Raw genomic sequence first — 14,694 nt, 5'->3', positions numbered from 1 at the left:
CTTTACATCCTTACCAGGCCGTGACGCCGGTGCCTTTATAGACCTTATCAAACACTTTTTTCACGTCGTCGTTCTGGTAGGCGGCAACTAATGTTTTCACCCACGGCGCATTGGCGTTCTCTGTTTTTACTGCAATGAAGTTGTTGTAAGGATTGCCTTTTACCGGCTCCTGCGCGATACGGTCAGCCGCCGTCAGGCCGCTTTTCAGCGCCCAGTCAGTGTTGACGATTGCCGCGTCCAGATCCGGAACGGAGCGGCCGATAATGCCGGAATCCAGTTCTTTGATGGTGACGTGACGCGGGTTCTCAATGATGTCTGCGGTGGTCGCGAAAATACCCGCGCCCGGTTTCAGTTTAATCACGCCGGACTGTTGTAACAGGATCAGGCCACGCGCTTCGTTAGCCGGATCGTTTGGAACGCCGATCACCGCGCCTTCTTTCAGCTCGTCAGCCGTTTTCACTTTTTTAGAGTACAGGCCAATCGGCCACACGGCGGTGTAACCCACGCGCACGATATCGTAATGATTTACTTTGATCTGATTATCGAGGAATGGCTGATGCTGGAAGGCATTGGCGTCCACTTCGCCGTTTTGCAGCGCTTCATTAGGCTGGTTGTAATCATTGAAGACCACCGGTTTCACGGTCAGCCCTTTCGCGGCCGCCTGCTTCACCACTTCGCGCCAGACATCTTCGTCTTCGCCGCTGATGATGCCGACTTTAATGGTGGTTTTATCCGCCGCCTGCGCCAAAGAAAGCGGAGCAAGAATGCCGCTTGAAATCATGACAGCAGACGTCGCTGCCAGTAAAAATGCACGGTTAACGCGGGTCTTGGTTTTGTTGAATGTTGTCTGCATCGGTTATCCCCAAAAGTATTGATGAGAGGCCTGCACATGGCTGTGATTTTGTGCAGGAATTTGGCGAGTATACCGATCGGCTTATTTCTTTATAATATTGTTTAAGAGATACATATTCCTGAATTGAATATGCAAAATGGCATAGTAAAGCGATAAAAACGATAAGGATTTTGCGCCAAGATGACGGCCAATAAAAAACCCGCCGCAGCGGGTTTTTGTCCTGATGACTGAGGCGTTATGACTGCGGATCGACCGGCTGAACTTCCAGCGACACCATACCGATGCCGAGTTTACGCGGCAGGAACCCGCCGCTGGTGCCCTCGGTCGGTTCTGTCGGTGACGGTGGTGTGATAACAATGCTTTGCGCCGCACCTGGGTTGGTAAACTGCAATTTCACCGTGCCGTCTTTATCGCCAAAGGAAGCAAACTGCTCCTGATCGCCGACGCGCACAGACACCGGTTTATCAATGTTATTGCCATAGGCTCTGGCGCGGATCACCACATCAAAGGTGGTCGGCAGAGGTTTGACGTAATCAATTTTCACCGACGGCGCCAGATTAGCGTCTGACCAGCGGCCCCAGTTCTCCAGCGCAGAAATACCGCTAATGGCTTTTACCTGCTCCGGCATTCCCGGCAGCATGAAGGCTATCGCCTCAGATTTGTAAGTGGTATCGGCATCATCTACGTTCAGCATTTTTACTGTCTGCTGATAAATCGCGTTGCTGCCGGACGTATCCTTCACAAAATCCACCTTGCCTTTAAAGGTATCGCCCGTTGCCTGCACGATGCCCGGGCGTGCTCCGAGGTTGCCGGAAGCCACGCAAAGGCCAGTATTGAGCGCCAATTCAGGTGCCCAGACGCGGCCCATTTCGTAGCATTTATCGACCCAGACAAAGTTGTCGCTGGTGGACAGCGTGGACAGCTGTTTTTTCAGCGGCGTGGATAAATAGACGTCAAACATCGGTTCGATCTTGTCACTGGTGACTTTCAAAATGAACGGCGTTTTGATGGTCATACCAGAGAACGTGAAACTGTTTTCCTTGTTACTGACGGTGTAATTTTTGATGCTGTTCGGGAAGCCCCACTGTTTAATGACCGCCGGTTTCCAGGCGTTGACTTTGTCATCGATATTGAGGAACTGCTCGGTCATTGATGTCGCAGAAATCCCGCTGCGTCCGAGCCCGATAAAGTTGTCACCGCCCATCATATCCAGCACGGTGGCACCGTTATCCAGCGTACTGCGCTTCGCGGCATTCAGATCACCCACAGGTTTGCGGCCATCGAGCACGAAGAACAGATCTTTGCGGTTCTGTTTGGTCAGAATGTTGTAGGCGGTGTTGTTCATCGCCAGATGATCGGATGACACCACAATCAGGGTGTTGTCGTAATAGCCCGACTTTTTAATTTTATCGATAAACGCCGCAATCAGTTCCTGACTACAGGACACCGCGCTCAGAGACTGATTCGGTTTGCCGGTCACCGGATAAGCTTTGCGCGTACAGCCGCGGGAAATAAAACCGTCCGGGTGGTGCGTATCCACGGTCAATGTGAACAGGGAGAATGGCTTACCCGCTTTACTCAGTTCGATGAATTTCTTGTAGACCTCGTCGAGCAGCGTGTCGTCGTACCATCCCCAGTCATTTTTGTACGCCGGATCGGCAACGGTTGGACGCAGTTCATTGTAGCCGTACAGGTGGTCAAAACCGTGGGATTTCAGGAATGTGCCTTTCCCGGCAAACGCCAGTTCAGCCCCCTGATAGAAGTAGTTGGTGTAACCCGCGCCTTTAAGCACATCGCCCAGACAGACGTTTTCAGGGTAGAAGGTCGCCAGCGCGCTGGAGGCGTTGCCATCAAACGGCGCGAACAGCGGGATCCCGCATTGTGAAGCGACCATGCCGGCAATGGTGTAACCGGTGCCCGGCAACTGGCGGGTGTTGGTGAAATCCGTGCTTTCCGCCTTGTGACGGCTTAATTCGGTGGTCAGCCCCGGGAACACCTTTTCATCGAAATAGGTGCGCTCCAGACTTTCGCCATAGATATAGACCAGATTAGGCTTTTTCTCGCCCTTCACGGCTTTCACCGGCACTTTGTAATACGTATCGAAATCCGCGCCGCTGCCGGACATTTGCGTTTTCACCAGACGGGAAATGTTCTGGAAGGCCTGAGTCGAGCCGACGGAAAACACCGCCAGCATCACGGCCAGCACGCTGTAAACCCAGCTGCTGCTTTTTGCACGGCGCTGTCTGAGGCCCCAGGCCAGCAGCCAGAAGACGATGACCAGCCCGGCCAGTAAGCCGAGGAACGGCAGGATATATTTATTCAGTCCGGCGCCTTTAAGGCTGCTGGTGACGGTATACAACACCGCATCGGTGATGCCTTCACCGGTGAAATAATTACTGCCAATCAGGATCACGTTCAGAATGACGTAAAGCCCTAAGAAGAACAGCACCAGCGAAAACCAGATACGACCGGCCGACGCCCGTGTGACGTAGAAATAGATAGAGGAAAGAAATAAAACAAATGAAAGCCACTCAGAAGCCATTTTTAGCGCCCTGTCTGATTAAAAAAAATAAACACTACGAACGAGTCTGCTGTTTGCCAGCAGCGCCGACGGTTCAATTCATCGAGTAAATGACCCGTTTGTCATTCACTTCATCCCTGAGACAGGAAAATTTTGTGCCAAAAACGGGTTGCGCTATATAGCCTGTTGAACATCCGGGGGTCAACGCCCTGATGCTGTTTTATGTCACTGATTTATCCGAATAAACCATTTTTTCACAAATTCGTGATGCTTATCTCTGCATGATACCGCAAAGATGTAACCTGCCGTTCACTAAATTGTAGGAATTGCATGATACGGGAATAGTATGAGTGAAATGTGGAGGGAGCGTTTGAAATGAGAAAAATTCAGGAAAAAACGCTAAAAAAAACCCGCGATGCGGGCATCACGGGCGTCACGCCGGGCAACAAAATGACCCTTTACACGCCGCCTAAGTAAGCCTTTCGCACCTCGGGGTTGACCAGTAAAGCTTCGCCGCTACCGCTCAGGCGGATCTGCCCGTTGACCATCACGTAGGCGCGATCGGAGAGTTTCAGGGCGTGGTGCGCATTCTGTTCCACCAAAAAGATTGTCATGCCGTTTTTCGCCAGTTCACGCAGGATCTGAAAAATCTGTTTCACGATAATTGGCGCGAGCCCGAGACTGGGTTCATCGAGCAGCAACAGTTTCGGGCGACTCATCAGCGCCCGCGCAATCGCCAGCATTTGTTGTTCGCCGCCAGACATGGTCATCGCCCGCTGTTTGCGTCGCTCTTTCAGGCGGGGAAACAAATCAAACATGGATTGCAAATCCTCTGCCGCGTGTTTATTGCCGACGGGGATCGTGCCCATCAGCAGGTTCTCCTCGACGGTCATATCCGGAAACACCCGCCGCCCTTCCGGCGACTGGGCAATGCCCGCTGCCGCCACAAAGTGCGTGGATTTGCGGCTGATATCTTCGCCGCGAAATAAAATCTGCCCGCTGCGAATGCGTGGCTGCCCGAAAATCGACATCAGCAGCGTCGATTTCCCTGCGCCGTTCGCGCCGATAAGCGCCACGGTTTCCCCCTGACTGACCTCCAGCGACACCTGTTTCAGCGCCTGAATGGCACCGTAAAAAACGTCCACGTCACGAAACTCCAGCATTGCATCGCTCATAAGCTGACCTCGTCGTCTTCATCAGCACCCAGATACGCGGCAATGACTTTCTCATTATTCTGAATCGCCTGCGGCGGTCCTCCGGCAATCACATCGCCATGGTCGAGCACAATAATGTGATCTGAGATCTCCATCACCATGCCCATGTCGTGTTCAATCAGCAGCACGGTGATCCCGTGGTGGTCGCGCAGGAAGCGAATGATCTTGCTCAGCGTGCGCGTTTCCACCGGATTGAGCCCGGCAGCCGGTTCGTCGAGGCAGATCATTTCAGGTGCGGTACACATGGCGCGGGCAATCTCCAGCCGCCGCTGCTGCCCGTAGGACATCTCCCCCGCCAGCCGGTTGGCACAGTCCACCAGCTCGACCACTTCCAGCCAGTAAAATGCCCGATCCAGCGCCTGATTTTCTGCCCGGCGATACCCCGGCGTATTGAGAACACCGGCGATAAGATTGCGGTTGGTTTGCATGTGCTGCGCCACCAGCAGGTTTTCGACCACCGACATTTCCCGAAACAGCCGGATATTCTGGAAAGTACGCGCCAGCCCGGCACGGTTAACCAGATGCGTGCCGCCAAACATTTTATAGAAAATACGTTGGCCGAGCTGCGCCGGTTTTATCCAGTCGTCGGGCTGGAATTTCTGTCCGAGCACCTGAATCACATTGGTCGCGCCCCGGCGGGTGTTCAGCGAAATGGAACCGCCGGTGGCTTTGTAGAAACCGGTCAGGCAGTTAAATACCGTGGTTTTACCGGCACCGTTCGGGCCGATCAACGCGGTGATCGAACCGCGCTTAACGTCCAGGCTGACATCATTGAGCGCCCTGATGCCGCCAAAATGCATCATCAGATGGTCAACGCTGAGGATGCTGTCGTTCATCACCGCTGAATTCATGGCGCAACTCCCTTACGCACGGCAAACCCGCTGCGGCTGATGCGGATTAACCCGCGTGGCCGCCAGATCATCATCACCACCATCAGCACACCGAACAACAGCACGCGGTATTCGGCAAAACTGCGCAGCAGCTCCGGCGCGACGGTCAGCACAAAGGCCGCCAACACCACGCCGATGGTCGAGCCCATACCGCCCAGCACCACAATGGCAAGGATCAGCGCCGATTCAAAAAAGGTGAAAGAGGTCGGATTCACGAAACCCTGATAGGTGGCGAAAAACACACCCGCGATACCGGCCGTCGACGCACCGAGCGTAAAGGCCGAAAGCTTGACCAGCACATGGTTCAGCCCCATCGCTCGGCAGGCGATTTCATCTTCACGCAGCGCTTCCCACGCACGGCCAATCGGCATACGGGTCAGGCGGTGCTTGATAAACAGCACCAGCAATACCACCAGAACCAGCACCGCGTAGATGAAAATAAACTTCATGTTGGGGTTGTAGGTCAGATGGAAAAACTCATGGAAAGGCACGCCGCCCTCTTTCGCCCGCCTTCCGAATTCCAACCCGAAAAACGTCGGCGCAGGCGCAGAAACGCCGTTCGGCCCGCCGGTGAAAGACAGCCAGTTGGTGAGCACCAGACGGATGATTTCGCCAAAGCCCAGCGTGACGATCGCCAGATAATCGCCGTGCATGCGCAGCACAGGAAACCCCAGCAATGCGCCTGCCAGTGCAGCCATCACCGCCGCCAGCGGCAGCATTGACCAGAACCCAAGGCCGAGATACTGATACCCGAGTGCCAGCCCGTACGCGCCGATGGCGTAAAACGCCACATACCCTAAATCCAGCAGCCCGGCCAGACCGACCACGATGTTCAGCCCGAGGCCGAGCAGCACGTAAATCAGCCCTAAAATCGCCACGGTCAGAATGTATTTGGTGGCGACGAACGGGAAGCATATCGCCAGCGCGATTAACAGGGGCAACACCCAGCGCAGGCTGCTTTTGTGATCCGCAGGCAGGACGTAAACCCCCGCGCTGTCACGTTCAAAACGCGCGCGCATGGTCTGCCCGGCGGCCGTTTCCAGAAAGGCACTGAGCAGAAAGCGACCGGCCATTACCGCAGCGATAATCCACACCAGCCGCTGGCTGTGAAAGTTGAAACTGTACCCGTCGAGCACCACGCCCACTACCGGCCCGAAGATGATCAGGGCGACCAGCCCGGCAAAAATGGCATCCAGCAGGCAGCGTTTGAGCGAGAAGCCGTGATCCGCAACAGCAGTTTGTGACGTCATATTTTCCCTCACACTTTAGTCACTACCGGGCGACCCAGCAGGCCCTGCGGGCGGAAAATGAGGATCACCACCAGCAATCCAAAAGAGAAAACATCTTTGTAATCGGAATTGACCATGCCGGAGAACTGCGCTTCGGCAATGCCTAAAATCAGCCCGCCGAGCATCGCACCCGGCAAGGAACCGATCCCGCCCAGTACCGCGGCGGTAAAGGCTTTGATACCGATGATAAATCCGGCGTAGAAATCAAACGTGCCGTAATTCATGGTGACCAGCACGCCCGCCAGCCCGGCCATCGCCGCACCAATCATAAAGACCAGCGAGATAATCCGGTCCGTGTTGATGCCCAGAATCGAGGCCATTTTTCTGTCCTGCTGCACCGCGCGACACATACGCCCGAGCCGGGTGTGACTGATAATCCATGACAACACCAGCATGCCGACAAATGCTGCCACCAGAATGAACAGTTTGGTGTAGGTCATCTGGACAAAACTGTCGCCGATATGAAAACGCAGCGCGCCATCAAACATCGTCGGAATACCCTGCTGGCGCGGTCCCTGACTGATTTGTGCGTAGTTTTGCAAAATCAGTGACATGCCGATGGCGGAAATCAGCGGTGCCAGACGCGTGGAATTACGCAACGGTTTATAGGCGATGCGCTCAATTGCCCAGCCGTAAACGCCGGTGACCACAATGGTAAAGACCAGCGTGCCGAGGATCAGCAGCGGAAAAGAGTGCACCCCGAAGAAGGAAAGCAGCGCCAGCGCGATGGCGCAGAGGTACGCAGAAATCATATACACTTCGCCGTGAGCAAAGTTAATCATGCCGATGATGCCGTAAACCATGGTGTAACCGATGGCGATCAGCCCGTAGACGGCACCCAGCGTAATGCCATTGAACAACTGTTGCAGGAAGAATGAATCCATAAATACGCAGTCTCTTTTTTTGACCGCGCCCCGATAAGGGCGCGGTCTGACACAGTTCAGAACGGGCAAATCAAGATGATTTATTCCTTCACTTCCTGATACTTTCCTTTGTCATCCCATTTATAAACCACGTAATCAGAGACTTTCAGGTCGCCTTTACTGTCCCAGGATTTTTTGCCCATGACGGTATCGACGCTGTTGGCTTTCAGCCACGCGCTGGCTTTGGCGGAATCACTGCCGCCGGTGGCTTTGAAGGCGGCGGCAATCGCCTGTACGGAGGCGTAGGAGTAGAGGGTGTAGCCTTCCGGCTCGAATTTGTTAGCGCGGAATTTATCGATAACTGTTTTCCCTTCGGCGATCAGACGCGGGTCTTTGCCGAAAGTCATCAGAATGCCGTTGGTGTATTGCGGACCGCCTGCGGCAGTGACCATCTCTTCGTTGACGATGCAGTCACCGGAGAAGAAGGTGGCCTGAACGCCCTGCTCACGCATCTGGCGCACCAGCGGACCGGCTTCAGGATGGCAGCCGCCGAAGAACACCACATCCGGTTTTTGCGCGCTGATTTTAGTCACCAGCGCGTTGAAGTCTTTTTCGCCGCGCGATAAGCCTTCATACATCACCTCTTTCACGCCGCGTTTGTTGAGCGCCGCTTTGGTGGCATCCGCCAGGCCCTGACCGTAGGTGTCTTTGTCATGAATAATGACCACTTTTTTGGCTTTCAGTTTGTCGATGATGTAATCGCTGGCCACCAGCCCCTGCTGATCGTCGCGCCCGCACATGCGGAACATATCGCTCATGCCGCGTTCGGTGATTTGCGGATTCGTGGATCCGGGCGTAATGGCGATGATCCCGGCGTCGTTGTACACCTCGGAGGCAGGCATGGTGGAAGAGGAACAGAAATGCCCGACCACGGCCTGCACTTTATCCTGATCCACTAAGCGGTTGGCGACGGCGACCGCCTGTTTCGGTTCGCAGGCGTCATCGCCCTGCACCAGTTTGATTTTTTCCCCGTTGATCCCGCCTGCGGCATTAATGTCTTCTGCCGCCTGCGTTGCGCCGTGCCAGTATTGATCGCCATAGGTGGCGTTCGGGCCGGTGAACGGGCCTGCGACACCAATCACAATATCTGCCTGCGCGGAAAATGCCGTCACCAGACAACCTGCCAGTAAAAGAGAGAGTGGATTTCTTATAAATTTCATCGACATCATCATGTTCCTTAGAAGCCTGTTTGAGCAAAATGGTTTAGTAAAAACGCCTGAGCGTAGTCGTAAATCCTGTAGCAAAAACACGAACAAAAGCACTGAAATGGAGTGGTTGAAATTTCCTGGGGACGACGGCGGGGTTTCCTTACGGTTTTGCCAAAGGTGAAAACCTTAAGCAAAATTGCTGCCAGTGTTGCAATGTGTGACTGAACAGCAGGTCATTGTGAGTATAGAGCGCGTGGCGGCCAGCCCTGAGGCAAGTTGCAGAAACAACGGTCTGATCACATCGCACCGTGCTGGTGCTGAAAACAGGCGAAAAAGGGCCACCCCGCCCTCGCGTGCACCACGATGAAACGCAGAGGATCTTGCCCGGCGACTCCCGCTCTTACGCTTGCTGACATTTTTATTCTTTGCATGTTCATGGCGGTTGTTTTGTAATGCGGGCAGATAATTGCAAAGGGAAACAACTGAACAATGAAGAAATTATCCTGCCTGACGGCTGTGGTTTTGGCCCTGACACTCTCCGGATGCGCCGGTGATTACGTGATCAACACCAAGGCCGGTGACCAGTTTTTCGCCCACGGCGAACCGGATCGCGACCGTGATACCGGCATGACCAGCTACACCGACATGAACGGCGATTATCATCTGATGAACACCAATGATATTGCCGGGATTGTGAAGAAGTAGCGGCAGAAAATCTGCAGGCAACATAAGGATCACGATGTTCCGTAAAATTCAGCTAATGACATTCCCTTCCGTGGTCATTTCGGTATTTTTTCTGACAGGCTGTCCACCTGCTGCGGAGTACACCCAGTGGCAACGCCCCTCAACCACCGAAGAGGGAGTGAAATCGGCCATGACTGAATGTGGTGATCCGGTTGGCCTTTCAATGAATACCCTGCCCGAAAACGAACAGGCGTTGCAATTCCTGTGCATGCAACACAGGGGTTTTACCCGTAAAGACGGGTTTGATTTTTGTCAGGTCAGGGCCGATCTTCCGGCTTGCGTCGAAAAAAAGCAGGGGCATCCGCTCAGCCAGTCCCGGCTCGAAGCGCTGCCCTATCATGCCGATGAAGGGTTCTACCCGATAAATCCGGACTCCGGCAGGTACGAGGACATGCAGGTCACCTGGCGTAAAGTGGGCGCGCCAAGGGGGTTCTCAACGCAGGTTCCTAATAACCGGGAAGCGTTGCCGGTCATGTACGCCTGCGGCTATCCCAAACCCCTCGGGTCGAATCTGAATGTCGCCAGCATCGGACGTACCGCCAAAGCGCAACGCTGCATGATTGATCACGGCTTTGAGCCAAAGGACAAATTGATGCTGGTATGCCGGGCTTACCCGCAGGTGACGGGCTGCAAAGCGTAGAGATATTGCCGGCTCCTGGTGTTGAGTTGATATGCCATGTGCCTCTGTTTCAGGAAGGTTTCTCCCTCAGGAGCATGTCTGCTTTTGGCACTCAGAAACGGCGGGAGTCTGCGGGGAACCCGGAAACACTGTTCAAAAAAACGCCCGCGACCGGTTAGGCCACAGGCAGTTTAGATGTCAAAAAAGCTATCCGGTGGAACGACTTGCCGACCGGTGACGTCGTTAAACCCGTATCGTTTAAGGGCTATCGGTTGGCGTCAGGCACGATTTTACTTTCAGTAAACTCATGCTTTTCGGGCCGTATTTTGAACCAGATGGCATACATCGCGGGCAGGAACACCAGCGTGATAATGGTGCCGCCAAAGGTTCCGCCAATCAGGGTGTAAGCCAGCGTTCCCCAGAATACCGAGTGCGTCAGCGGGATAAACGCCAGAATGGCCGCCATCGCCGTCAGCAACACCGGTCGCGCGCGCTGCACCGTCGCCTCCACCACCGCATGGAAGGGTGCCAGCCCCTCCTGTTCGTTGTGATGAATCTGCCCTATCAGGATCAGGGTGTTACGCATCAGGATGCCCGACAGCGCAATCAGTCCTACCAGCGCATTGATGCCAAACGGCTGGTTAAAGAGCAACAGCGTGGGCACCACGCCAATCAGCCCCAGCGGCGCGGTGAGGAATACCATCACCATCGCCGACATTGACCGCACCTGCAGGATAATAATCAACAGCGTCATGGCAATCATGATTGGAAACAGCGGTGCCATCGCCTGAGTGGCTTTACCGGATTCCTCAATCGCACCCGCCTGTTCTATGCGGTATCCGGCCGGCAGCGTCTCGATGACCGGCTGCAAAGCTTTGATGATTGCCGCGGAGACATCCGGCGGTTGCAGATTTTCGGCGATATCACCCCTGACGGTAATGGTCGGGGTGCGGTCGCGACGGCGCAGAACAGGATCTTCCATTTGCACCTTAACCTCCCCTATCTGAGACAGCGGAATGCGCTGGCCGGAAGAACCCACCAGGGTAAAGCCCGCTATTTTTGCCGGATCGAGACGGATATTCCCCGCTGCACGCCCCATGACCTGCACCGAACGAATATCTTCACGCACTGCGGTGACAGGAACACCTGAAAGCAGGAACTGAAGCTGCTGCGCGACCGCATTCGATGTCAGCCCCACCGCCTGAAGACGGTCCTGATTGAGCGTAAAGTACAGTGCCGGTACCCGCGGCCCCCAGTCGGTATTGACGGTCCGCATCATCGGGCTGGCCTGCATCACTTTTTCGACCTTGTCTGCGATTTCGCGCAGCGTGGCGGGATCCGGCCCCATGACCCGGTAGGCCACCGGATAAGGAGAATACGGACCAAACACCAGCTGGGTCACGCGCACGCGCGCCTCAGGTGCCAGACCGCTGGCAACCGCTTCACGCAGCCTGAACTTGAGCGTCTCACGCGCTTCCTGGCTGTCCGTCAGCACGACAATTTTCGCAAACGACGGATCGGGCAGCTCCGGCGCCATGGCCAGATAAAAACGCGGCGACCCTTGCCCGATATAGGCGGTGACGATTTTTGCCTCTTTCTGCTTTCTCAGCCAGGCTTCGATTTTCGCCGTGGTGGCGCTGGTTTGCTCAATTGCGGTGCCATAAGGCATCTGCACTTCAACCAGCACCTCCGGGCGATCGGAGGTCGGGAAAAACTGTTTTTTCACCAGCCCCATGCCGAGTATCGCGACCGTAAAGAGCGCAATCACGGTACCCGCGACTATCCACTTGCGGGCGATAACGCGGGTCAGTAACCGGCGAAAGCGGTTGTAATGGCGGGTGTTGTAAATCGCCGCATGTCCGCCCTCCACCGTTTTGATTTTCGGCAGCATTTTCACACCCAGATACGGCGTAAACACCACCGCCACAATCCAGGAAGCAATCAGGGCGATACCGACAATCCAGAACATGTTGCTGGTGTATTCGCCGGCGGTGGACTGCGCAAACCCGTTGGGCATGAAACCGACGGCGGTGACCAGCGTGCCCGCCAGCATCGGCGCCGCCGTGTGGCTCCAGGCATAGGCCGAGGCTTTGATGCGGTCGTAGCCCTCCTCCATTTTCACCACCATCATTTCGATGGCGATGATGGCATCATCCACCAGCAACCCGAGCGCCAGGATCAGTGAGCCCAGAGTAATGCGGTCAAAGTTTTTGCCGGAAGCTTCCATCACCACAAAGACGATCGCCAGCGTCAGTGGCACCGCTGCGGCCACCACCACGCCCACGCGCCAGCCCATACTGACGAAGCACACCACCATCACCACCAGCAGCGCGACAAAGAATTTGATCATGAACTCGTCTACGGCGGAGCTGATGTTAACTGACTGATCCGTGACTTTGGTCAGCGTCATGCCCAGCGGCATCCCCTCATTGATGTTGGCCGTTTCCGCATCCAGCGCTTTACCCAGATCCAGACCGTTCCAGCCGTCCCGCATCACGATGCCCAGCAGCAGCGCCGGTTCACCCTGATTGCGGATCATAAAGGTCGCCGGATCTTCATAGCCCCGCTCAACGGTTGCCACGTCAGAAAGCTGCAGGGTTCTGCCCTGAACGACAACGGGCGTTTTGCGGATTTTCTCCAGCTTATCGAAAGCGCCATCAAGGCGGATAAACACCTGCGGCCCCTGGGTATCAATCGAACCGGCGGGCGTCAGGACGTTCTGGCTGTTAAGGGCGGAGAAAATATCCTGAGGCGAAATGCCCAGCGTGGCCAGCCGGTCATGCGAGAACGAGACAAAAATACGTTCAGCCTGTTCGCCGATAATATTGACCTTTTTAACCCCCGGCACATGCAAAAGACGCTGACGCAATGATTCCGCATCGCGCACCAGCAGTCGCTGAGGCTCCCCTTTTGCCTTCAGCGCAAAGAGCGCGAAGGTCACGTCGGAGAATTCATCATTGACCATCGGCCCGATGACGCCTGCCGGCAGGTTTTTGGCCTCATCCCCCAGCTTCTTACGCGCCTGATAAAATTCTTCCTGCACCTGTGAAGGCGGCGTGCGGTCCTGCAGCGAAAGCATGGTAAAAGCCAGGCCGGGACGCGTATACGTCTCACTGCGGTCATACCACTTCAGCTCCTGCATCCGCTTTTCCAGCGGTTCAGCCACCTGATCCTGCATTTCCTGCGCGGTGGCGCCCGGCCAGGCAGAAATAATCGTCATCTGTTTGACGGTAAACGGCGGGTCTTCAGCCCGCCCCAGTTCGAAAAATGAAAGGATACCGGCCACGGTGATCAGGATAATCAGGAACAGTGCGATTGAGCGCTCACGCACGGCGAGGGCTGAAAGATTGAATCTCCCCCCGCTCATGGCTGGCTCCCGGCGACGCGGGCATCGCGCTGTTCAGCCATGCGCACGGCCTCACCTTCATGCAGCAGATGCGCGCCCAGAGCGACCACCTGTTCACCCGGCGTTAAGCTTCCGGTGACCCTCGCCGCATCTTCCCCCAATCCCAGCACCTGCACGGGCCGCCATGACACCCTGGCCGGTTTACCCGAAATCTCCCAGACACCCGGCCCTTTGCCCGGATCATAAAGTGCAGCTAAAGGCACCTGCATCACCTGCGCCGGTGATTTCTCATCTGCAATGTGAAGCGTCACAGTGGATCCCAGCGGCGCATTGGCCAGCGCCCCCTCAAGCACATATCTCGCCTCAAAGGTACGGGTTAGCGGATCCGCCGCATCTGAAAGGAGGCGCAGTTTTGCAGGGACTGACTGTTGAGCGGTGCCGTACAACGTTGCCTGCGCGTCGCTTCCGGCAGCCGGACGCAACGTCTCAGGTAACTGCACGGTGGCCTCCCGCTGCCCCGCTCTTGCCAGCCGGACTACCGGCTGACCGGCACTGACAACCTGACCGGGTTCAGCCAGCGTATCCATCACCACGCCGTCGGCGTCGGCCAGCAGCACGGCGTAGCCCGTCGCGTTTTGCGCCACGTTGGCCTGTGCCTGAGCCGCACTGAGGTCAGCTTTGGCCGTGTCGGCGGCGGCCTTTATCTGATCGTAGGCCGATGCCGACACGGCGCCAGACGCGATCAGCCCGCGGTAACGCGCCTCTTCAACTGTCGTTTGTTTTGCCCGAGCCTTTGCCGCCGCAACGGCCTGTTGCTGCGCCTGCGCCTGCAGACCCAGGTCAACCGGATCCAGACGCATCAATGGCTGACCACGTTTAACCGTCTGGCCAGTATCGACCAGGCGCTCAAGGATTTTGCCCTGCACTCTGAAACCGAGATCGCTTTGGACCCGGGCGACGACAACGCCGGTAAATGCGCGGGAGGTATCCACAGCACTCACCACGGTCGCAGACCTGACCAGAGGTGGCTGTGAACGGGGATCGTCAGTACCGGAAGTGTCGCCGCAGGCCACAAGGGCAAGCGGCAACAGGCAGACAGCAAAGGTGGCAGGATTAAGCCTGAGCATGGGTTCCCTTAAATCAGTTA

Annotated in this window: 11 protein-coding genes; 2 read left to right on the top strand and 9 right to left on the bottom strand. The window is 55.7% G+C overall.

From position 1 onward, the window contains the following. Window positions 1-10: 10 nt before the first annotated feature. The 7 genes from ABSH60_RS18420 to ABSH60_RS18390 all read right to left on the bottom strand — a co-directional run bounded on the left by ABSH60_RS18420 (window position 11) and on the right by ABSH60_RS18390 (window position 8,856). Complete coding sequence (locus ABSH60_RS18420; protein WP_056780923.1) at window positions 11-853, bottom strand: MetQ/NlpA family ABC transporter substrate-binding protein; 843 nt, start codon at window positions 851-853, stop codon at window positions 11-13. Between the two features lie 235 nt (window positions 854-1,088). Continuing rightward, window positions 1,089-3,395: a phosphatidylglycerol--membrane-oligosaccharide glycerophosphotransferase gene (opgB, locus tag ABSH60_RS18415; RefSeq protein ID WP_390975198.1), complete on the bottom strand. Its 2,307-nt coding sequence runs from the start codon at window positions 3,393-3,395 to the stop codon at window positions 1,089-1,091. Between the two features lie 437 nt (window positions 3,396-3,832). Next, window positions 3,833-4,549 carry an ATP-binding cassette domain-containing protein gene (locus tag ABSH60_RS18410; protein WP_390975196.1) on the bottom strand — a complete coding sequence of 239 codons (717 nt, stop codon included), beginning with the start codon at window positions 4,547-4,549 and terminating at the stop codon, window positions 3,833-3,835. Then, window positions 4,546-5,424, bottom strand: coding sequence for an ATP-binding cassette domain-containing protein (locus ABSH60_RS18405; protein ID WP_390975817.1), 879 nt, complete (start codon window positions 5,422-5,424; stop codon window positions 4,546-4,548). Before ABSH60_RS18405 ends, ABSH60_RS18410 begins: the two co-directional genes overlap by 4 nt. Before the next feature lie 11 nt (window positions 5,425-5,435). Next, window positions 5,436-6,728, bottom strand: coding sequence for a high-affinity branched-chain amino acid ABC transporter permease LivM (gene livM, locus ABSH60_RS18400; RefSeq protein WP_390975194.1), 1,293 nt, complete (start codon window positions 6,726-6,728; stop codon window positions 5,436-5,438). Window positions 6,729-6,736: 8 nt separating this feature from the next. Next, window positions 6,737-7,651, bottom strand: a complete 915-nt coding sequence (locus tag ABSH60_RS18395) for a branched-chain amino acid ABC transporter permease (protein ID WP_056780933.1) — start codon at window positions 7,649-7,651, stop codon at window positions 6,737-6,739. Between the two features lie 80 nt (window positions 7,652-7,731). Further along, window positions 7,732-8,856, bottom strand: coding sequence for a branched-chain amino acid ABC transporter substrate-binding protein (locus ABSH60_RS18390; protein ID WP_136376066.1), 1,125 nt, complete (start codon window positions 8,854-8,856; stop codon window positions 7,732-7,734). Window positions 8,857-9,327: 471 nt separating this feature from the next. Between ABSH60_RS18390 and ABSH60_RS18385 the strand changes: the two genes are divergently transcribed. After that, window positions 9,328-9,543, top strand: coding sequence for a YgdI/YgdR family lipoprotein (locus ABSH60_RS18385; protein ID WP_056780940.1), 216 nt, complete (start codon window positions 9,328-9,330; stop codon window positions 9,541-9,543). A gap of 34 nt (window positions 9,544-9,577) precedes the next feature. Further along, complete coding sequence (locus ABSH60_RS18380) at window positions 9,578-10,222, top strand: hypothetical protein (RefSeq protein WP_183846651.1); 645 nt, start codon at window positions 9,578-9,580, stop codon at window positions 10,220-10,222. A gap of 244 nt (window positions 10,223-10,466) precedes the next feature. Here the strand turns inward: ABSH60_RS18380 and ABSH60_RS18375 are convergent, their stop codons facing one another. Both ABSH60_RS18375 and ABSH60_RS18370 read right to left on the bottom strand, forming a co-directional pair. Continuing rightward, window positions 10,467-13,568 (bottom strand): efflux RND transporter permease subunit, encoded by a 3,102-nt coding sequence (locus ABSH60_RS18375; RefSeq protein WP_390975191.1) that lies wholly within the window; start codon window positions 13,566-13,568, stop codon window positions 10,467-10,469. Beyond that, window positions 13,565-14,674: an efflux RND transporter periplasmic adaptor subunit gene (locus ABSH60_RS18370; protein WP_390975190.1), complete on the bottom strand. Its 1,110-nt coding sequence runs from the start codon at window positions 14,672-14,674 to the stop codon at window positions 13,565-13,567. Before ABSH60_RS18370 ends, ABSH60_RS18375 begins: the two co-directional genes overlap by 4 nt. Window positions 14,675-14,694: the final 20 nt, after the last annotated feature.

Origin of the sequence: Rahnella sp. R3(2024) (assembly GCF_042920125.1) — a bacterium.
In the GTDB taxonomy this organism is placed as follows: Bacteria; Pseudomonadota; Gammaproteobacteria; order Enterobacterales; family Enterobacteriaceae; genus Rahnella; species Rahnella rivi.
The sequence above is the reverse complement of the archived record's forward strand: the minus strand, read 5'-3'. Positions and strand labels throughout refer to the sequence as shown.

What these genes read in the sequence shown, in the direction of transcription:
- ABSH60_RS18395 (WP_056780933.1), bottom strand. Translation starts at nt 7,651, where the DNA reads ATGGATTCATTCTTCCTGCAACAGTTGTTCAATGGCATTACGCTGGGT.
- opgB (WP_390975198.1), bottom strand. Translation starts at nt 3,395, where the DNA reads ATGGCTTCTGAGTGGCTTTCATTTGTTTTATTTCTTTCCTCTATCTAT.
- ABSH60_RS18405 (WP_390975817.1), bottom strand. Translation starts at nt 5,424, where the DNA reads ATGAACGACAGCATCCTCAGCGTTGACCATCTGATGATGCATTTTGGC.
- ABSH60_RS18385 (WP_056780940.1), top strand. Translation starts at nt 9,328, where the DNA reads ATGAAGAAATTATCCTGCCTGACGGCTGTGGTTTTGGCCCTGACACTC.
- ABSH60_RS18420 (WP_056780923.1), bottom strand. Translation starts at nt 853, where the DNA reads ATGCAGACAACATTCAACAAAACCAAGACCCGCGTTAACCGTGCATTT.
- ABSH60_RS18370 (WP_390975190.1), bottom strand. Translation starts at nt 14,674, where the DNA reads ATGCTCAGGCTTAATCCTGCCACCTTTGCTGTCTGCCTGTTGCCGCTT.
- ABSH60_RS18375 (WP_390975191.1), bottom strand. Translation starts at nt 13,568, where the DNA reads ATGAGCGGGGGGAGATTCAATCTTTCAGCCCTCGCCGTGCGTGAGCGC.
- ABSH60_RS18380 (WP_183846651.1), top strand. Translation starts at nt 9,578, where the DNA reads ATGTTCCGTAAAATTCAGCTAATGACATTCCCTTCCGTGGTCATTTCG.
- ABSH60_RS18410 (WP_390975196.1), bottom strand. Translation starts at nt 4,549, where the DNA reads ATGAGCGATGCAATGCTGGAGTTTCGTGACGTGGACGTTTTTTACGGT.
- livM (WP_390975194.1), bottom strand. Translation starts at nt 6,728, where the DNA reads ATGACGTCACAAACTGCTGTTGCGGATCACGGCTTCTCGCTCAAACGC.
- ABSH60_RS18390 (WP_136376066.1), bottom strand. Translation starts at nt 8,856, where the DNA reads ATGTCGATGAAATTTATAAGAAATCCACTCTCTCTTTTACTGGCAGGT.